This is a genomic window from Blastococcus sp. SYSU D00820, assembly GCF_054050695.1.
Genome location: NZ_JBJGZW010000023.1, coordinates 28,754 through 47,074, shown reverse-complemented (window position 1 = coordinate 47,074; position 18,321 = coordinate 28,754). Strand labels below are relative to the sequence as shown.

Genomic DNA, 18,321 nt, shown 5'->3' with positions numbered 1-18,321 from the left:
GTCACGGACCGATCACGATGCGTCCTGACCCCGCGCCGCCGGCCGGGCCCGCACGTGCATGCGCTCGCCCTGCGGCCCGAACAGGCCGAGCACCTCGGCCGGCTCGTCGAAGGGGTTGCCGATCCAGTGCGGCGTGCGGGTGTCGAACTCGGCGACCTCCCCCGGGCCCAGGACGACGTCGTGCGCCCCGAGCACCACGCGCAGCCGCCCGGCGAGCACGTAGATCCAGTCGTAGCCCTCGTGCACCTTGAGCTCGCCGTCGAAGGCGGGGGAGCGCGGCGGGTAGACCATCTTGAACGACTGGATGCCGCCGGGCCGCCGGGTCAGCGGGACGACGGTGATGCCCGAGTGCGAGGGTCGCGGCCGCAGGTGCACCCGCGGATCGCCGGTCGGCGGCGCGTCGACCAGCTCGTCGAGCGGCACCTGGTGCTCCCGCGCCAGCGGGAGCAGCAGCTCCAGCGTCGGGCGGCGGTCGCCGGACTCCAGCCGCGACAGCGTGCTGACCGAGATGCCGGTGACGGCGGACAGCTCGGCCAGGGTGGTGCCGCGCTGCTGGCGGAGGGCGCGCAGCCGCGGGCCGATGCCGGTGAGCACGGGGTCGAGGTCGTCGGGCATGCGCCCAGTTTGCCGTTCCAGCAAAGAAGTTTGTCAAGCGAGGGCCCGGCGGCGGACAGTTCCGGCATGGCGATCGACGAGTACGACGTGGTGGTGGTCGGCGGCGGTGCCGCCGGGCTCAGCGGGGCGCTGACCCTCGCGCGGGCGGGCCGCTCGGTGCTGGTGGTGGACGCGGGCGAGCCCCGCAACGCCCCGGCCGGGCACGTGCACAACTACCTCGGCCGGGAGGGCACCCCGCCGGCCGAGCTCTACGGCATCGGGCGGGCGGAGGTCACCGGCTACGGCGGCACGGTGCTGGAGGGCCGGGTCCTCTCGGCCACCCGCGCCGACGGCCGCGGCTTCGCCGTCGCGCTGGACGGCGGCCGGGCGGTGCACGCCCGCCGGCTGCTGGTGACCACCGGCCTGGTCGACCGGCTGCCCGACGTGCCCGGCCTGGCCGACCGCTGGGGCCGCGACGTGCTGCACTGCCCGTACTGCCACGGGCACGAGGTGCGCGGCCGCGCGATCGGCATCCTGGCCACCGCGCCCGGGCCGGCGGTGCACCAGGCGCTGCTGTGGCGGCAGTGGAGCGCCGACGTCGTCCTGTTCGTGCCGGCGGCCGTGGAGCTGTCCGCCGAGCAGACCGAGCAGCTGGCCGCGCGCGACGTCGTCCTGGTGCCCGGGGAGGTCACCGGCCTGGAGGTGCGCGACGACCGGCTGACCGGCGTCTGCCTGGCCGACGGCACGGTCGTCGCCCGCCAGGCGCTGGTCGCGCCGCCGCGGATGGAGGCCCGGTCGGAGGTGCTGGCCTCCCTCGGCCTGGTCGCCGAGGACATGGAGATGCTCGGGGCCGTGATCGGGTCGCGGGTGCCCGCCGGGCCGATGGGGGCCACCGACGTGCCCGGGGTGTGGGTGGCCGGCAACGTCACCGACCTCGCCGCGCAGGTGGTCGTGGCCGCGGGGCAGGGCCTCATGGCCGGCGCGGCCATCAACGCCGACCTGGTCGCCGAGGAGACGCGGCGGGCGGTCGAGGCCCGCCGGTCCGGCGGGCACGGGCACGGGCACCAGCACGGGGCGGACGACGTCGTGCACGACCGGGCGTGGTGGGAGGAGCGCTACCGCTCGGCCCCCGGTCTGTGGAGCGGCCGGCCCAACGACGCGCTGGTCGAGGAGGTCACCGGCCTGCCCGCCGGCCGCGCGCTGGACGCCGGCGCCGGCGAGGGCGGCGACGCGATCTGGCTGGCCGAGCAGGGCTGGCGGGTCACCGCGCTGGACCTGTCGGCGGTGGCGCTGGAGCGCGCCGCCCGCGCGGCCGCCGAGCGGGGCCTGGCCGACCGGATCGAGTGGCGGCAGGCCGACCTGACCGCCGAGGAGCTGCCCGAGGCCGCGTTCGACCTGGTCACCAGCGCCTTCCTGCACCCCGCGGCCGAGGTGCGCGACACGGTGCTGCGCCGGCTGGCCGCCGCGGTGGCGCCGGGCGGCACGCTGCTGGTGGTGGCGCACGACCCCAGCGAGCTCGCGCGCGGCCTCCGCCAGGACGCCCGGCCCGACTACTTCGCCTCGGCCGCGGAGCTCGCCGCGCTGCTCGACCCGGCGGAGTGGGAGGTGCAGGTCGCCGAGGCCCGCCCGCGGGCGGCTCGGCAGCACGAGCAGCACGCCGCCGCGCACGTGACCGACGCGGTGCTGCGGGCCCGGCGGCTCAGGGGTGCATCCGGGCGCCCTTGACCACCTTGTCGACGGCGTTGCGCGGCCCGTGCAGCGCGATGCCGACGAGGTCCAGGGCGCTGCCGGTCACGGCGGCGACGGCGGCGCGGTTGTCGTCGTCGCCGCCGGTGGCGAAGAGGTCGGTGGTGAACACGGCTAGGGGGAGGCCGCGGTCCAGGGCTCGGCTCCGCGCCCGCTGCAGCACCTCCACGTCGGCGGACAGCACGAGCACCGGCTGCCGGAACATCGCCAGGTAGCCGGTGCCGTCGGCGTCGCGGTAGGGGCCACCGATCAGCTCGGGCACCGCACCGGCGATCGCGCTGGCGAGGAACGCGGTCACGTTGAGTTCCTGCCAGGGGAGCAGGTCCTCGCGCAGCACCACGGCGATCTTGGTGGTCCAGGGCCGGCGCGGCCCGCCGTCGGCCGGCTCGACGTCCTGGAGGGACACGGTCGTCATGGGAGCAGCGTCGGCCGCGCTCCCGCCGGGGTCTTGTACGTTCCTGACCCTCGTAGGGTCGGGTCCATGGCGGGTGGAGCCGAGGTCGTCGCGTGGCACCCGGGGGTCCCGGGGCTGACGGAGGTGCTGCACGCGCGCTTCGGTGACCACGCGTATCCGGCACACACCCACGAGACCTGGACGCTGCTCCTGGTCGACTCCGGCGCGGTCCGCTACGACCTCGACCGGCACGCGCACGGAGCCACCCGCAGCGAGGTCACGCTGCTGCCGCCGGGCGTGCCGCACGACGGGCGCTCCCAGTTCCCCGGCGGTTTCCGCAAGCGGGTGCTGTACCTGGAGCCGGGCACGCTGGGGGCGTCCCGGATCGGACCCGCGGTCGACCGGCCGGCGTTCGGCGACGAGGTCCTGCGCCGCCGGGTCTCGGCGCTGCACGGCGCTCTCGGGCCGGAGGGCGACCGGCTGGAGGCCGAGAGCCGGCTGGCGCTGGTGGTGGAGCGGCTCCGCCGGCACCTGGACGCCGACGACGGGCCGGTCCCTGTGGTCCGGGACGACGCCGTCGCGGCCCGACTGCGCGCACTGCTCGACGACCGCGTGGCCGAGGGGCTGCCCCTGGCCGACGCCGCGGCCCGGCTGGACCGGCACCCCACGCACCTCGTGCGGGCCTTCACCCGGCGCTACGGCATCCCGCCGCACCGCTACCTGACCGGCCGCCGGATCGACCTCGCCCGCCGGCTGCTGCTCGACGGCCTCCCCGCGGCGCAGGTGGCGACGGCCGTGGGGTTCGCCGACCAGGCGCACCTCACCCGGCACTTCCGCCGGATGCTCGCCACGACGCCGGGCGCCTACGCCAGGAGCGGAGCCCGCATCGGCGGCCGCCGCTAGCCGTCGAGTTCGGCCAGCGCCGCGGCGACGTCGTCGTCCCGGACGAAGCCGAGCGCGAGCACCCGGTGCACCAGCACCCCGCGGCGGGTCAGCCGCAGGTCGGCCGGGCGGAGCCGGGGGAGCGCGGCGCCGCCCGGCCGGGGCTGGGCCGGCGGCGGGTCGAGCAGGCCGGTGCGCTGCAGCTCGGCGACGTCCTCGCGGGCGCCCCAGGCGGTCCAGCCGCGGGGGTCGTCGGCCAGCGGCGTCATCGGCAGGGGCGACCGGTCGCGCCGGCCCACCCCGGCCAGCAGCGCCAGCTGCCGCCAGCTCAGGGCGCCGGCCAGCCGCAGCGCCCGGTCGACCAGCGGACCGTCCAGGTCGGGGGAGACGGCGACCTCGGCGAGCAGGTAGCCCAGGTGCCGCACGCGGCGCTCGTCGGTCGAGCGCCGGGCGGCGGCGACGACGGCCTCGGCGACCTCGTCGGCGGCCGAGCGGCCGGCCAGCCGCGGGGTGAAGAAGCCGTCGTCGCGCACCCGCCGGCCCGACCGGGCCAGCGACGCGCTGTGCTCCACGGCGAACGCCAGCACCGCACCGGCGCGGGCCCGCTCGCGGCCCTCGGGCAGCCCCGCCGCCTCGTCGGCGGCGGTGCGCAGGCAGCGGGCCAGGCGCTCGGTCAGCCGTACCGCCGGTGCCGGCCCGTCGGCCGCGGCGAAGACCACCGACGCGGCCGCCCGGCTCATCGACCCGGCGACCACCGCACCGGCCTCGAGCAGGGCACGGCCGGTGGCCGGGGAGTCCTCGGTCGCAGTCACGCGGTGATCTTCCCCGCAACCGCGCCGGGCCCGCACGCCCGGCGGCCGCTCCCTCACCACAGCGGGTCAGCGACGGTGAGCACAACGGAACACGAGTCCCCCCGCGCGGCAACGGCGGCGGAACCCCCGCCCGTCACCGTCTCCGGGCATGGCCGCCCCCACGCGCACCGCGCCGCCGAGCTCCGCGACCGCCGCCGTCCCCCCGCCGCCGCGACCCGGCCGGTGGATCGACGACTGGCGCCCGGAGGATCCGCAGTTCTGGGAGACGACCGGCCGGCGGGTCGCGCGGCGCAACCTGTTCTTCTCGGTCTTCTCCGAGCACGTGGGCTTCTCGATCTGGAGCCTGTGGTCGGTCCTGGTGCTGTTCCTGCCCGAGCCGGTGTACGGCATCGACCCGGCCGGCAAGTTCCTGCTCACCACGCTCCCCACCGCGCTCGGCGCCGTCGTCCGGCTGCCCTACACCTTCGCCGTCGCGCGGTTCGGCGGGCGGAACTGGACCGTCGTCAGCGCCGCGCTGCTGCTGGTGCCGGCCGTCGCCACGGCGGTGGTGCTGGAGCCCGGCGTCTCCTACTCGACGCTGCTCTGGGTCAGCTGCCTGGCCGGCGTGGGCGGCGGCAACTTCGCCAGCTCGATGGCCAACATCAACGCCTTCTACCCCGACCGGCTCAAGGGCTGGGCCCTCGGCCTCAACGCCGGCGGCGGCAACCTCGGCGTCCCGGTGGTGCAGCTGGTCGGGCTGCTCGTGCTGGCCGCGGCCGGTGCGCAGCACCCGCGGATCGTCCTGGTCGTCTACATCCCGCTGATCGTGGTGGCCGCGGTCGGCGCCGCCCTGCTCATGGACAACCTGACGACGGCGCGCAACCAGCCCCGGGCCATGCGCGAGGCGCTGCGCCAGCCGCACACCTGGATCATGTCGTTCCTGTACATCGGCACGTTCGGCTCGTTCATCGGCTTCGGCTTCGCCTTCGGCCAGGTGCTGCAGAACCAGTTCACCGACTCCTTCGCCACCCCGCTGGCCGCGGCGTCGCTGACCTGGCTCGGTCCGCTGCTGGGCAGCCTCGTCCGCCCGGTCGGCGGCTCGCTGGCCGACCGGTTCGGCGGCGCCCGCATCACGTTCTGGAACTTCGTCGCCATGGCGGTGGGGGCCGGCGTCGTCCTCGTCGCCGGGCGGGTGGGCTCGCTGCCGCTGTTCGTCGTCGGCTTCGTGCTGCTGTTCGTGTTCAGCGGGATCGGCAACGGCTCGACCTATAAGATGATCCCGGCGATCTTCCGCATCCAGGCCCGGCGGGCGGTGGCCGCAGGCACCGATCCGGCGGTCGCCGACCGGCAGGCGCTGCGCCGGTCGGGCGCGCTGATCGGCATCGCCGGCGCCGTCGGCGCCTCCGGCGGCGTGCTGGTGAACCTGGCCTTCCGGCAGTCCTTCCTCGACACCGGCAGCGGCGAGGCCGCCTACCTGGCGTTCCTCGCCTTCTACGGCGTCTGCTTCGTCGTCACCTGGGCGGTGTACCTGCGGCCCGGGGCGGCGATGCGCGGCGTGTAGCGCTGTCGGTGGTCGGTGCCACCATGCGCGCATGTCCATCGAGATCCGGCCGGCGATCAGCTTCGACGACGTCGCGACGATGCTCGGCCCGAAGCGGCCCGACGCGAACGCCTGCTGGTGCCTGACCTACCGCATCCCCTCGAAGGAGCACCTGGCGCTGCAGGGGCCGGCCCGGGGCGAGCGGGTGCGGCAGCTGGTGGGCGAGGACCTCCCACCCGGCGTGCTGGCCTACGACGATGGCGAGGTGGTCGGCTGGGCCGGCGTCCACCCGCGAGCGGACACCACCTTCGCGCGGAACCGGAAGATCCCGCACGTCGACGACCTCGACGTCTGGTCGGTCTGGTGCATCCGGGTGCGGCCCGGCCACCGGGGCGCGGGGATCTCCCACGCGCTGCTGGCCGGCGCGGTCGACTTCGCCCGCGCGCACGGCGCCCCGGCCGTCGAGGGCTACCCGGTCGACAACCAGGGCCGGAAGGTCGAACTGACCATGGCCTACGTGGGCACCCGGGCGCTGTTCGAGCGGGCCGGGTTCAGTGAGGTCGCCGTCACCGGCTCGGTGCTGGCCGGCTTTCCGCGGGTGCTCATGCGCCGGGACCTCCGCTGACTGCCCCGCGCGGGTCCGGCGCCGCCACGGCCAGCCGGTAGCCCCGCTTCACGACCGTCTCCACGAGCGGCCGGCCCAGCGCCGCGCGCAGCCGGGTCACCGCCATCTCCACGGCGTGCTCGTCGCCGCCGCCGGGCAGCGAGCCGACCAGCGCGGTCCGCGACAGCACCGCTCCCGGACGCCGGGCCAGCGCCCGCAGCACCGCGATCGGCCCGGGCGCGAGCTCGACGACCCGGCCGTCGAGGACGGCGGCGTGCCCGCGCACCTGCAGCGTCGCCCCGGCCACCGACAGCACCGGGTCCCGCTCCGGCAGCCGGGCGACGACCTCGCGGGCCAGCGCTCCCAGCCGGGCCCGCTCGGGCTGCCGGGTCGGGATGCCGGCGGCCTCCAGCGGCGCGGCGGTGACCGGTCCGACGGCCACCGCCAGCACCCGGCCGCGCATCGCGGCGACCAGCCGGTCGCGCTCGCCCAGCTCCTCGGCGATCTGCAGCAGGCTGGCCGCGGCCGGGGCGCTGGTGAAGGTGACGGCGTCCACGCCCCCGGCGACGACCGAGCGGACCAGCCGGTGCACCGGGGTGACGTCCTCGGGCGGCACCCAGCGGTAGACCGGCACGGTCAGCACCTCCGCGCCCGTGGTGCGCAACCCCGACACCAGGTCGGGCAGCGGGTCACCGTGCAACTGGACGGCGATCCGCCGGCCGGCCAGCGGCCCCTCGGCGCCCGACAGCAGGTGCTCGAGCACCTCCGCCGAGCTCTCCGACTCCGGCGACCACGCGTCGACCAGCCCACCGCCGCGGATCGCGCCCCGCGCCTTCGGGCCCCGGGCGAGCACCCGGGCGCCGGACAGGTGCTGCACCAGCGGCAGGTCCCAGGCGTCGGCGGCCTCCAGCCAGCCGCGGAACCCGACACCGGTCGTGGCGATCACCAGGTCGACCGGCGCGGCCAGCACCGCGCGGGTGGCGGCGACCAGCTCGGCGTCGTCGGCCAGGGGCACGATGCGGATCGCCGGCGCGTGCACGACCCGTGCTCCGCGGCGGTCCAGCAGGGCGCCCAGCTCCTCCTTGCGGCGGGCGGCGGTCACCGCGACCGTGTAGCCGGCCAGCGGCAGCTCCGGGCCCGGCGCGACCCCGGTCTCGCTCACGCTTCCCCCTCGCTGCGCCGGCCCGGTCGGGCCGCACGGTGCCCATCCTCCGGGACCGCCGTTGCGGGCGTGTGTCCCGGGACGGCGGCGGTGGCCGGGATCACGGCAGCAGGGCCGGCACGCCCTCCGGCAGGGGCGCCGTCCACCCGGACGTCGGCGCGCCGGCGGGTGCCCTCCGCGGCGGACTGCCGCGCTCGGTGGCCGGCCAGGACGTCCACTCACCGGCCGGCGCCCCGGCCGGCACGGTCACCGGACGGCAGCGGTCCAGGTGTGGACGTCGTCCCCCTCGCCGACGACCAGCCCGCGGCTGGCCAGCAGCCGCAGGTGGGCGTCGGTCTCGGTGACGGCGAAGATCCGCATGCCGCGGGTGTACTGCTCCCACGGCCGCGACCACGACAGGTGCGCGGCGAGGTCCCACGGCGTGCTGCCGGGGTGCGCGCGGATGGCCCGCAGCAGCTCGTCGAGCCGGTGCTCGTGGTGGGCGGTCAGCTCGGCGGTCCGCTCGGCCAGCCCGCGGAAGCGCCACTCGTGCGCCGGCAGCACCTCGCCGTCGGCCATCCCCGAGACCCGCTCCAGCGAGGCGAGGTAGTCGCGCAGCGGATCGGCCAGGCCGACCGGCGAGGAGGAGATGTTGGGGCTGATCCGGGGCAGCACGTGGTCGCCGGAGAGGAACAGCCCGGTGCGCTCCTCGGCGAAGCACAGGTGGCCGGGCGTGTGCCCCGGCGTGTGGACCGCGCGCAGCGACCAGCCGGGGAAGTCCGCGGTCTCGCCGTCCTCGAGGTGGCGGTCGGGCGGCCGGATCGCGGTGAAGGCGGACATGTGCTCGGCGGGGCCGACGTCGCCCTCGGCCTCCTCGCGGCTGGCGCCGAGGGAGACCAGGAACTCGATCTGGCGGGCCACGAAGGCCTCGGCCTCGCCCTCGCCGGACGCGGCGACCAGCCGGGCGTCGGCCGGGTGCATCGCCATCCAGGCGCCGGAGGCCTCCCGCACGCGGTTGGCCAGCCCCAGGTGGTCGAAGTGGAAGTGGGTGACCAGCACCCCGCGGACGTCGCCGACGTCGCCGCCGATCGCGGTGAGCCCGGAGCGCAGCGCGTCCCAGCCCTCGTCGCTGTCCCAGCCGGTGTCGATCAGCCCGAGGCCGCCGCCGTCCAGGGCGAAGGCGTAGGCGCTGACGTAGCGGAGGGGGTTGTGCGGGATCGGGACGGGCACCGACCACAGCCCCTCGGCCACCCGTTCCACCGGTGGCAGCGCCCTGCGTTGCCACGCCTCGTGCTGCGCCGTGCCCGTGACCTCCACGTCCCGCACTCTGCCAGCCCCCGCCTGGGACCATGGAGCGCGTGTCAGCCAGTGGACGCCCGCCCGCCGTCTCCGCCGTTCCGCACCGGCTCCGCCTGCTCTGCGCCCTGCTGGCGGCCGTGGTCGTGGTGGTGGGCGTGTTCGTGGCGCTGTCGCTGCCCTCCCAGGACACCGGCGTGAGCTTCGGGACCGCCGACCAGGTCGCCGTCGCCGGCATCGGCGTGCTCCTGGCTGCCGGCATCGTCGCGCTCGGCCGGGCCCGGGTCGACGCCGACGCCGAGGGCATCCGGATCCGAAACGTGGTGGGTGGCCGGGAGCTGCCGTGGTCGGCGGTGCGCGCCGTCCGCTTCGAGCGGTCGTCGTGGTGGGCCACGCTGCGGCTGGGCAACGACGACGAGATCGCCGTCCTCGCCGTCCAGTCGATCGACGGGGAGCGGGCCGTCGCCGCCGTCGAGGGGCTGCGGGCGCTGCTGGCCGCCGCCCGGGCCGCGGAGCCGCCGCCGGCGCCGGAACCGCCCCTGCTCTACCGCGACTGAACCCGGGAATGTCCGGAGCCTGGGCGAGGCTGTAGCATGGGCGTGCCTCCCCGCTACACGAGGCGCGTGAACCACCCAGCGGCCCCGCCCCGGGCCGCTGACCAAGAGGAGCCCGCTCCCACCTGGCGCCGTCGAGGCGCCCAGGTCCCCGGTTCGCAGGACCGGCCACCCGGCCGGTCCGCGAGGCGCACCGCCCACCCGGGCGTGTGCGCCGCCGGCGAGTGGGCCCCGTGAGCAGCGCTCACGGGGCCTTCTGTCGTCCGGTGTCCGGTGGTCGGCGTGCGAGCGAGCTCCTCACCGTGTGACAGCAGAGGAGAGGCCATCACCGAGCCCCGTATCAACGACCGTATCCGCGTCCCCGAGGTCCGCCTGGTCGGTCCCGAGGGCGAGCAGGTCGGCATCGTGCCGATCGGCGAGGCGCTGCGCCTGGCGCAGGACGCCGAGCTCGACCTGGTCGAGGTGGCGCCCATGGCGCGGCCGCCGGTCGCCAAGCTCATGGACTACGGGAAGTTCAAGTACGAGTCGGCGCAGAAGGCCCGCGAGGCCCGGCGCAACCAGGCGCTCACCGTCATCAAGGAGATGCGGCTGCGCCTGAAGATCGACCCGCACGACTACGAGACCAAGAAGGGCCACGTCGAGCGCTTCCTCAAGGGCGGCGACAAGGTCAAGATCACCGTGATGTTCCGCGGCCGCGAGCAGTCCCGGCCGGAGATGGGCTACCGGCTGCTGCAGCGGCTGGCCGCCGACGTCTCCGAACTGGGCGTCGTGGAGTCCAACCCGAAGCAGGACGGCCGGAACATGGTCATGGTGATCGCCCCGCACCGGAACCAGCAGGCGCAGGCCCATCAGGGCGGGCGCCGGGCGGCGAAGGGCGAGCAGAGCGAGGAGCAGGCGCCCAGCGCCTGACGACCGGCCCTCCTGCCCCGCAGGAGGGCGGCACCACCGAGACGGCCGGCGCCGTCGCGTCGGCCGTGGCTGGCGCGCGCCGACAACACCAGGACAGGACCGAGGAACATGCCGAAGCAGAAGACCCACAAGGGCACCGCCAAGCGGGTGCGCGTCACCGGCAGCGGCAAGCTCATGCGCGAGCAGGCCAACAACCAGCACAAGTTCGAGCACAAGTCGGGCCAGCGCAAGCGCCGCCTCGACGCCGACCAGGTCATCTCGCCGGCCGACGCGAAGAACCTCAAGAAGCTGCTGGGCATCTGACCGCCCTCCCGTAACGACAAGACAGGAGCTCTCACGTGGCACGCGTGAAGCGGGCGGTCAACGCCCAGAAGAAGCGCCGGACGACCCTGGAGGCCGCCAGCGGCTACCGCGGCCAGCGGTCCCGGCTGTACCGCAAGGCCAAGGAGCAGATCCTCCACTCCGCGACCTACAACTACCGCGACCGCAAGGCGCGCAAGGGTGACTTCCGCAAGCTGTGGATCACCCGCATCAACGCCGCGGCCCGGCTCAACGACATGACCTACAACCGGTTCATGCAGGGCCTCAAGCTCGCCGGCATCGAGCTCGACCGCCGCGTGCTCGCCGAGCTCGCGGTCAACGAGCCGGCTGCCTTCACCGCGCTGGTGGAGTCCGCCCGGGCCGCGCTCGCCGCGAACCCCGAGGCGACCGGCGCCCAGGCCGCGTAAGCACGCAGCGCCACACCTGACGCCGTCGGTGACCGGTCCGCACGGACCGGCACCGGCGGCGTCGTCGTCTGCACGGGGGAGGAGAGGGCATGGCCGACGAGCTGCTGACCGAGCGCTCGGGCCGGGTGGCCGCGGCGCGCAAGCTCACCCGGCGGGCCGGGCGGGACGCCGCCGGGCTCTTCCTGGCCGAGGGCCGGCAGGCCGTCGCCGAGGCGCTGGCCGATCCGGGCGGCGTCCGCGAGGTCCTCGCCACCGAGGCCGCCGCCCGGGCGCACGCCGACCTGCTCGGCGGCGCCGGTGTGCCGGTGCGGCTGATGACGGAGAAGGCCGCCGCGGGGCTGTCGGAGACCGTGACGCCCCAGGGGCTGGTCGCCGTCTGCGCCCTCCGCGACGTGCCCGCCGAGCAGGTGCTCGCAGCACCCCCGCGGCTGGCCGTCGCGCTCGCCGAGCTCGCCGACCCCGGGAACGCCGGCACCGTGCTGCGCACCGCGGACGCCTGCGGCGCCGGGGCCGTGGTGTTCGGGTCCGGCTCGGCCGACCCCTACGGGGGCAAGGCGGTGCGGTCGAGCGCCGGCAGCCTGTTCCACGTCGACGTCGTCCGCGGGGCGCCGCTGGCGGAGTTCCTGCCCGCCGCCCGCGCCGCCGGCGCGACGGTGCTGGCCGCCGACGGCGGCGGCGAGGCGGCGCTGCCGGACCTCGTCGCGGAGGGCCGGCTGTCCGGCCCGGTGCTGTGGCTGTTCGGCAACGAGGCCCGCGGTGTGCCGGCCGAGCTGGCGGCGCTGGCCGACGCACGGGTCCGGATCCCGATGCGCGGCCGGGCGGAGAGCCTCAACCTCGCCGCGGCCGCGGCGATCTGCCTCTACAGCACCCAGCTCGCCCAGGCGGAGTGAGAGGGGCGCATTTTCCGCGCCCTCCCACTCCACTCAGACCGGGCCGGCCGGGCGCGGCGCTCGGCGCATCAGCCAGGTGCGGGGCCCGCCGCCGGGCAGGTCGACGACCGCGGCCACCGCGAACCCGAGGCGCTGGTAGAAGCCCACGTTGCGCGGTGCGCTGGTCTCCAGGTGCACCGCCAGACCGTGTCGATCGGCGCGGGCCAGTCCCGGTGCGAGGGTGGCGGCCCCCAGGCCCAGGCCCTGGTGACGCCGTTCGACGCCGACGCCGGCCAGCAGGAGGTGCTCGCTGCCGGGCCGGTACGGGGCGAGTGCCGCCTCGGCGGCGGCCGCGGCAGCCGCACGGTCGCCGGCCAGGTCGGCGGCCGTCGGCCCGATGTCGTGCCAGACGTGGTCCGGGACGGCGGTGCTGAGCAGCCAGACGGCGACCGTGGTCATGCCAAGGGCGGTGTGGCCGAGGTCGATCCGCCCGTAGGGCAGGGCGACGGCGGTGAGGTACAGACGCTGCAGCGCGTCCAGCCGACGGTCGTGGTCGTCGGCGGCGACCGTCCAGCGGGTCCAGGGGTAGTCGGTGAAGGCGTCGGCGAGGACCCCGGCCGCGGCCGGCAGGTCGTCGGCCGTGGCGGGGCGCAGGTGCAGCGTCATCGTTCCTCCGGTCGGGTGCGAGCCGCCGAGCGGCATCAGCGGGTGGCGATGGCGGTGAGCACGTCGAGCCGGGCGGCGCGGCGGGCGGGCAGCAGCCCCGCGGCCAGGCCGGCGAGCACCGCGGCGCCCATGAGGGCGAGCAACGGGAGCACCGGCACCTGGATGTGCAGCGGTGCGGCGTCGGCGAGGCCGGCGAGGGTGGCCGCCGCCAGGCCGAGGCCGAGCCCGGTGCCGATCACCGCGGCGACGGCGGCGATCAGCACGGCCTCGGCGCGGACCATCCCGGCCAGCTGGGCCCGGGTCATGCCGACCGCCCGCAGCAGCCCGATCTCGCGGGTGCGTTCGACGACGGAGAGCGCCAGGGTGTTGGTGATGCCGAGCAGCGCGATGAGCACGGCGAAGCCCAGCAGCACGGTGATCAGCCCGAGCACCTGGTCGACGGCGGCGGCGCGCCCGGCGGCGGCCTCGGCCTGGTCGAGGACCTCCGCGTTGGGGAAGTCGGCCACCGCCGCCTGCAGCGCCGTCCGGGCCGCGGCCGGGTCCGCGTCGTCGGCCAGGGCGACGTAGACGGTGGCGTCGACGTTCTCGCTGAAGTGGGCGGCGTAGGTGTCCAGCGAGACGACGTAGCTGGTGGACAGTGCCCGGGCGGAGGCATCGGCCATCAGGCCGACCACCCGCAGCCGCTGGTTCCCGTCGCGCGGCAGGGTCATGGTGAGGGTGTCGCCGACGGACAGACCCCGCTCGGCGGCGACGCCGTCGGCGAGGACGATCCCGCCGACGTCGAGGGCGGCGAGGTCGCCGGCGGTCATGTCGATGTCGGCGACGTCCGGCAGCGTGGCCGGATCGACCGCGGTCAGCGCGCTGGTCGTGTCGCCGTCGAGCCAGTGGCCGTAGCGGATCGTGGAGACCGTGGCGACCTCGGGCAGGGCCGCGACGCGGGCGGCGACCTCGGGGGAGAGCCCGCCCAGCATCTCGTCGCGGCTGCTCTGGACCAGCAGGTCGGCGGTGATCGCCTCGGTGGCCGCGGCGCCCATCGCCTTGACCGAGCTGCCGAGGACGGTGACGAAGCCGATGAGGGCCAGCCCCAGGGCGAGGGCCATCGCGGTGCCTGCGGTGCGCCGCGGATTGCGCACCGTCGACTCCCGCGCGAGCTGCCCGGGCACGCCGAGGCCGGTCAACGGCCGGCCGACCGCCTGCGCCAGCCGGGGCGTCAGGATGGGAGCGAGCACGAGCAGGCCGGCCAGCAGCAGCACCGCGCCGAGGGCGACGCCGGTGATGTCGCGCAGCAGCGCGGTGACGGCGAGCCCGGCCGCGCCGAGGGCGAGGGTCGCCCACCCGATGACCAGCCGGGCCCGGCGCGGTGCGGCGGGCGCCGGGGCGGCTGCCCGCATGGCCTCGACCGGGGCGGTGCGGGCGGCGCGGCGGGCCGGGCCGAGCACGGCCAGCAGCGTGATCACCGTGCCGGCGGCCAGGCCGACGACGATCGTGCGGGCGGTGACGGTCAGCGGGCCGTCGGGCAGTGCCAGGCCGGCACCGGAGGCCAGGCCCCGCAGGGCGTAGGCGGCCCCGACGCCGACGGCGGTGCCCCCGGCCGCGCCGGTTCCGCCGACCAGCAGCGCCTCCCCGAGCACGGAGGCGAACACCTGCCGGCCGGTGGCGCCGGCCGCGCGCAGCAGCGCCAGCTCCCCGGCGCGCTGGGTGAGCACGATGCCGAAGGTGTTGGCGATGAGGAACGCGCCCACGACCAGCCCGGCGGCGGCCAGTGCCAGCAGCACGATGCGCAGGTAGCCGATGCTCTCCTTGGCCGCGTCCGCGCTGGCGGCGGCGGCGTCCTGGGCGTTGCTGACCGCGTAGGTGGGGCCCAGCGCCGCGGCCAGGTCCCCGCGCAGGTCGGCGACGGCGACGCGGTCGGCCGCCAGCACCTCGACCGAGGTGAGGTCGGTGCCGAGGTCGAGCAGCGCCTGAGCGGTGGGCAGGTCCACCAGCACGACGGTGCTGTTGGCCAGGCCGTCGGCCTCGCCGACGCCGGTCAGGCCGACGACGCGCAGCTGCCGGCTCCCGGTCGCCGACACGGTGACCGTGTCGCCGAGGGCGATGTCGTGCCCGGCGGCGGTGGCGGCGTCGAGCACGACCTCGCCGCCGCCGACCGGGGCCCGGCCGGCGCGCAGCGAGTAGGCGGTGAACGGGGCCTCGGCCCAGGTGCCGAGCAGGGTCGGCCCGGCCGGGGCCACGGTCTGCCCGTCCACCTGCAGCTGGGCCGGTCCGGACGCGACCGGCCGGACCCGGTCGACCCCGGGGGTGGCCGCGATCCGGTCGGCGAGGTCGGCCGGCAGCGGGTCCCGCTGGACCTCGACGCCCATCGCGGCGTCGAACGAGGCGGCACCGCGGACGGTGAGGTCCACCCCGGCGGCCGTGGTGCGGAACTGCTCGTCGAGCAGGCGGCTGCTGGTGTCGGTGAGGACCAGGCTGCCGGCGGCGAACGCGACGCCGAGCGCGACGGCCAGCCAGGTCAGCGCGAGCCGGGAACGGTGCGCGAGCGTGGTGGCGAGGGCGAGTCGGAACATCGGGGCTCACGCCCCCACTCGCGCGTCGAGGCCGGCCATGCGGGCGAGCACGGTCTCGGCGGTCGGGGCGGCGAGCTCGTCGACGATGCGGCCGTCGGCGAGGAACACGACGCGGTCGGCGGAGGCAGCGGCCACGGGGTCGTGGGTGACCATGACGATCGTCTGGCCCAGGGTGCGGGTGGCCTCGCGGAGGAAGGCCAGCAGCGCCGCCCCGGAGCGGGAGTCGAGGTTGCCGGTGGGCTCGTCGGCGAAGACCAGTTCCGGCCGGGCGATCAGCGCGCGACCGACGGCGACCCGCTGCTGCTGTCCGCCGGACAGCTGCGCGGGGCGGTGGTCGAGCCGGGCGCCCAGGCCGAGCATCTCGACCAGCTCGGCCATCCAGTCCGGGTCGGGACGGCGGCCGGCGAGGGTCAGCGGCAGGGCGATGTTCTCCGCGGCGGTCAGCGACGGGATGAGGTTGAACGCCTGGAACACGAAGCCGAGCCGCTCGCGGCGCAGCAGGGTGCGATGGCGCTCGGACAGCGCGGTCAGGTCGGTGTCGCCGAGCAGGACCTGGCCGGAGTCGACACCGTCCAGGCCTGCGAGGGCGTGCACCAGGGTCGACTTGCCCGACCCGGAGGGGCCCATGACCGCGGTGAACTCACCGGCCGGGATGGCGACGGAGGCGCCGGCCAGGGCGTGGACGGTGGCCGCGCCGCGGCCGTAGGTCTTCACCAGGTCGATCGCGCGAGCGGCACACGCCGCGGCGGGCCCCGGTGCCGGGGTGGTCATGGTCTCTCCTGCGGAGGCGGGCCGCGGGGGCGGCGGGAGGAAGGGGCGGGCGGACATGGCGGCTCCTCGGGGTGTGCGAGCGGTGGTCAGCGGGTGCGGCGGCGCGGGAAGCGGGTCCGGGCGCGCCGGGTGAGCCGGTGGGCGCGGGCGTCGCGGAGCAGCTCGGCCTGGCGGGCGCGGAAGAGCTCCTCGTAGAGCAGGTTCACGGCGGACGTCCCTTCGTGGCGGGGATCGGTAGGCGGGGGAGGGTCAGGACAGGACGCGGTAGCCGGCCTCGTCGACCGCGGCGGCGATGTCGGCGCGGTCGACCGGGCGGGTCGCGGTCACGGTGACCACGCCCCTCGCGAGGTCGGCGGTGACCGACCCGACGCCGTCGACGGCGGCGATCCGCGCGGTGACCGCCTGCCGGCAGCGCTCGCAGGTCATGCCGGTGACGGAGAAGGAGGTCGAGCCGATGAAGGTGCGCGGCGTGCCGGACAGCATGGGGAGCTCCTGGGTGCGGGGACGGTGCGTCGGTCGGCGACGAGCGTCGGCGCCGGGATGGGTGGCTCTCACCGGGGAGATCGCCGGGATCCGCGGGAACCGGCCTGCTCAGTGGCCGTGGCCGTGGCCGTGGCTGTGACCGTGGCCGTGGCCGTGGCCGTGGCCGTGGCCGGCGGCGCCGGCCGGGGGCTTGCCGCCGGGGACGGCGAGTGCGGTGAGCACGAGGAGCGCGGCGAGGATGCCGGCGGTGACGGTGAATGCCCGGCCGTAGCCGTCGACGAGGCCTGCCGACGTGGCGAGGTTCCCGGCGACGGCGGTGAGCGCGGCGACGCCGAGGGCCGCGCCGATCTCGTGGCCGGTCATCATCAGCCCGGACGCCAGCCCGGAGCGCTCGGCCGGCACGTCCCTCATCGCGGCGACCGCGATCGCCACGAACATGGGGCCGACGCCCGCGCCGACCAGCAGGAAGCCGGGCAGCACGTCGGCGGCGTAGGAGGTGCCGCCGGCGCCCGCGGCCAGCAGCAGCACCCCGGCGGCCATGACCACCAGCCCACCGAGGAGCAGGGTGCGCGCGCCGAGGTGGCCGATGCCCCGCGACGCGGCAGCGGCGGCGAGGGTGATGGCGGCGGCCAGGGGCAGGAACTGCAACCCGGCGACGACCGGCGAGGAGCCCAGGACGGCCTGCAGGTACAGCGAGGTCAGGAAGATGGCGCCGACGACGACGCCGGTCACGCCGGCCATCACCGCCGAGGCCGAGATCAGCGACCGGATGCGCCAGGTCGCCGGGGGCACCAGCGGGTCGGCGGCCCGGCGCTCCAGCCGGGCGAACGCGGCCAGCAGGACCCCGGCGACGGCCAGGGCCAGCCAGGTGCGCGGCGCGTCCCACCCGGCCGAGCGGGTGGCCTCGATGCCGGACACCAGCGCCAGCAGCCCGCCCACCAGGGTCAGCGCGCCGGGCGCGTCCAGGCGACGCAGCGCGCCGGGCCGGGAGTCGCCGCGGGCCACGGCCCGCAGGGTGCCCAGCACCACGAGGGCGCCGATCGGCACGTTGATGAAGAACACGGCCCGCCAGCCCAGCGCGCTGGTCAGCGCCCCGCCGAAGAGCACGCCGGCGGCGATGCCGAGGCTGCCGACGGTGCCCCACACGGCCAGCGCGGTCTGCCGTTGCCTCCCGACGTAGGCGGTCATGACGATCGACAGCGCGGCGGGGGTGAGCAGCGCGGCGCCGGCGCCCTGCGCGGCGCGGGCCAGGATCAGCGTGAGCGGGGTCTGCGCCAGGCCGCTGACCAGTGAGGCGGCGGTGAACAGGACGATGCCGGCGAGGAACGCCCGGCGCCGGTCGAGCAGGTCGGAGATCCGGCCACCGAGCAGCAGCAGACCGCCGGAGAGCAGCACGTAGGCGCTCACCGCCCACTGGTGGTCCCCGGCCGACAGGCTCAGGGACTCGCTGATCGACGGGAGCGCGACGTTCACCACCGACACGTCCAGGACGACCATGAACTGGGCGGCGATCATGAGGGCGAACGTCGTCCACGGCCGGCGCGGCTCGTCCGCGGCCGGTGCCGCGTGACCCGGCGCGTGGTGGGGTCGGTGACCGTGGGCGTGCGCGGCCGCACCGTAGTGGCCGTGTGGATCGGGAGCGGGGACCGCGGGTTCGGTGACCGGGTGGGCGGACATGGCATCTCCTCGGGGGCGGGAACTGCGGATCTGGCTGCCACGCTCGCCGTCGCCGAGGGCCCTCACGCCGGGAGAACCACCAGGTTCGTGACCGCGGGCCCGGTCCGCGGCG

Annotated in this window: 19 protein-coding genes; 9 read left to right on the top strand and 10 right to left on the bottom strand. The window is 76.5% G+C overall.

Annotation, left to right across the window (positions count from 1 at the left end):
* Positions 1–12: 12 nt before the first annotated feature.
* A complete protein-coding gene (locus ACI79R_RS19585; RefSeq protein ID WP_456575336.1) occupies positions 13–615 on the bottom strand; it encodes a helix-turn-helix domain-containing protein in 603 nt (200 codons plus the stop codon).
* Positions 616–681: 66 nt separating this feature from the next.
* Between ACI79R_RS19585 and ACI79R_RS19580 the strand changes: the two genes are divergently transcribed.
* Entirely contained in the window at positions 682–2,319 is a 1,638-nt protein-coding gene (locus ACI79R_RS19580) for a methyltransferase domain-containing protein (RefSeq protein WP_456575335.1), read from the top strand.
* Here ACI79R_RS19580 and ACI79R_RS19575 read toward each other — a convergent pair.
* Entirely contained in the window at positions 2,294–2,755 is a 462-nt protein-coding gene (locus ACI79R_RS19575; RefSeq protein ID WP_456575334.1) for a DUF2000 family protein, read from the bottom strand. The two genes, ACI79R_RS19580 and ACI79R_RS19575, sit on opposite strands and share 26 nt — an antisense overlap.
* 66 nt (positions 2,756–2,821) lie before the next feature.
* On the opposite strand from ACI79R_RS19575, the gene ACI79R_RS19570 reads away from it, so the two are divergent.
* Positions 2,822–3,637: an AraC family transcriptional regulator gene (locus ACI79R_RS19570; protein WP_456575333.1), complete on the top strand. Its 816-nt coding sequence runs from the start codon at positions 2,822–2,824 to the stop codon at positions 3,635–3,637.
* On the opposite strand, the gene ACI79R_RS19565 is transcribed toward ACI79R_RS19570, so the two are convergent.
* On the bottom strand, positions 3,634–4,428 hold the full coding sequence (locus tag ACI79R_RS19565) for a hypothetical protein (RefSeq protein WP_456575332.1): 795 nt from the start codon (positions 4,426–4,428) through the stop codon (positions 3,634–3,636). The two genes, ACI79R_RS19570 and ACI79R_RS19565, sit on opposite strands and share 4 nt — an antisense overlap.
* Positions 4,429–4,576: 148 nt before the next feature.
* On the opposite strand from ACI79R_RS19565, the gene ACI79R_RS19560 reads away from it, so the two are divergent.
* Both ACI79R_RS19560 and ACI79R_RS19555 read left to right on the top strand, forming a co-directional pair.
* Positions 4,577–5,968 carry a nitrate/nitrite transporter gene (locus ACI79R_RS19560; protein WP_456575331.1) on the top strand — a complete coding sequence of 464 codons (1,392 nt, stop codon included), beginning with the start codon at positions 4,577–4,579 and terminating at the stop codon, positions 5,966–5,968.
* Positions 5,969–5,999: 31 nt separating this feature from the next.
* Positions 6,000–6,572 carry a GNAT family N-acetyltransferase gene (locus tag ACI79R_RS19555; RefSeq protein WP_456575330.1) on the top strand — a complete coding sequence of 191 codons (573 nt, stop codon included), beginning with the start codon at positions 6,000–6,002 and terminating at the stop codon, positions 6,570–6,572.
* Here the strand turns inward: ACI79R_RS19555 and ACI79R_RS19550 are convergent.
* On the bottom strand, positions 6,550–7,713 hold the full coding sequence (locus ACI79R_RS19550; RefSeq protein ID WP_456575329.1) for a uroporphyrinogen-III synthase: 1,164 nt from the start codon (positions 7,711–7,713) through the stop codon (positions 6,550–6,552). The two genes, ACI79R_RS19555 and ACI79R_RS19550, sit on opposite strands and share 23 nt — an antisense overlap.
* Positions 7,714–7,959: 246 nt before the next feature.
* Complete coding sequence (locus tag ACI79R_RS19545) at positions 7,960–9,009, bottom strand: MBL fold metallo-hydrolase (RefSeq protein ID WP_456575328.1); 1,050 nt, start codon at positions 9,007–9,009, stop codon at positions 7,960–7,962.
* A gap of 32 nt (positions 9,010–9,041) precedes the next feature.
* On the opposite strand from ACI79R_RS19545, the gene ACI79R_RS19540 reads away from it, so the two are divergent.
* The 5 genes from ACI79R_RS19540 to ACI79R_RS19520 all read left to right on the top strand — a co-directional run bounded on the left by ACI79R_RS19540 (position 9,042) and on the right by ACI79R_RS19520 (position 12,069).
* Positions 9,042–9,545, top strand: coding sequence for a PH domain-containing protein (locus tag ACI79R_RS19540; RefSeq protein ID WP_456575327.1), 504 nt, complete (start codon positions 9,042–9,044; stop codon positions 9,543–9,545).
* A gap of 279 nt (positions 9,546–9,824) precedes the next feature.
* Positions 9,825–10,451, top strand: a complete 627-nt coding sequence (gene infC / locus ACI79R_RS19535) for a translation initiation factor IF-3 (RefSeq protein WP_456575326.1) — start codon at positions 9,825–9,827, stop codon at positions 10,449–10,451.
* Positions 10,452–10,559: 108 nt separating this feature from the next.
* Positions 10,560–10,754, top strand: coding sequence for a 50S ribosomal protein L35 (gene rpmI / locus ACI79R_RS19530; RefSeq protein WP_456575325.1), 195 nt, complete (start codon positions 10,560–10,562; stop codon positions 10,752–10,754).
* A gap of 35 nt (positions 10,755–10,789) precedes the next feature.
* The gene (rplT, locus tag ACI79R_RS19525) at positions 10,790–11,179 is read left to right on the top strand and encodes a 50S ribosomal protein L20 (RefSeq protein ID WP_456575324.1); all 390 of its coding nucleotides are present in this window, start codon (positions 10,790–10,792) and stop codon (positions 11,177–11,179) included.
* Positions 11,180–11,268: 89 nt separating this feature from the next.
* Complete coding sequence (locus ACI79R_RS19520; protein WP_456575323.1) at positions 11,269–12,069, top strand: TrmH family RNA methyltransferase; 801 nt, start codon at positions 11,269–11,271, stop codon at positions 12,067–12,069.
* A gap of 33 nt (positions 12,070–12,102) precedes the next feature.
* On the opposite strand, the gene ACI79R_RS19515 is transcribed toward ACI79R_RS19520, so the two are convergent.
* From ACI79R_RS19515 to ACI79R_RS19495, 5 genes are all read right to left on the bottom strand, one after another.
* Positions 12,103–12,714 carry a GNAT family N-acetyltransferase gene (locus ACI79R_RS19515; protein ID WP_456575322.1) on the bottom strand — a complete coding sequence of 204 codons (612 nt, stop codon included), beginning with the start codon at positions 12,712–12,714 and terminating at the stop codon, positions 12,103–12,105.
* Between the two features lie 35 nt (positions 12,715–12,749).
* Entirely contained in the window at positions 12,750–15,278 is a 2,529-nt protein-coding gene (locus ACI79R_RS19510; RefSeq protein ID WP_456575321.1) for an FtsX-like permease family protein, read from the bottom strand.
* 6 nt (positions 15,279–15,284) lie between these two features.
* The gene (locus ACI79R_RS19505; RefSeq protein WP_456575320.1) at positions 15,285–16,049 is read right to left on the bottom strand and encodes an ABC transporter ATP-binding protein; all 765 of its coding nucleotides are present in this window, start codon (positions 16,047–16,049) and stop codon (positions 15,285–15,287) included.
* Between the two features lie 249 nt (positions 16,050–16,298).
* Positions 16,299–16,532, bottom strand: coding sequence for a heavy-metal-associated domain-containing protein (locus ACI79R_RS19500; protein ID WP_456575319.1), 234 nt, complete (start codon positions 16,530–16,532; stop codon positions 16,299–16,301).
* A gap of 108 nt (positions 16,533–16,640) precedes the next feature.
* Positions 16,641–18,209 carry an MFS transporter gene (locus ACI79R_RS19495; RefSeq protein WP_456575318.1) on the bottom strand — a complete coding sequence of 523 codons (1,569 nt, stop codon included), beginning with the start codon at positions 18,207–18,209 and terminating at the stop codon, positions 16,641–16,643.
* Positions 18,210–18,321 lie beyond the last annotated feature (112 nt).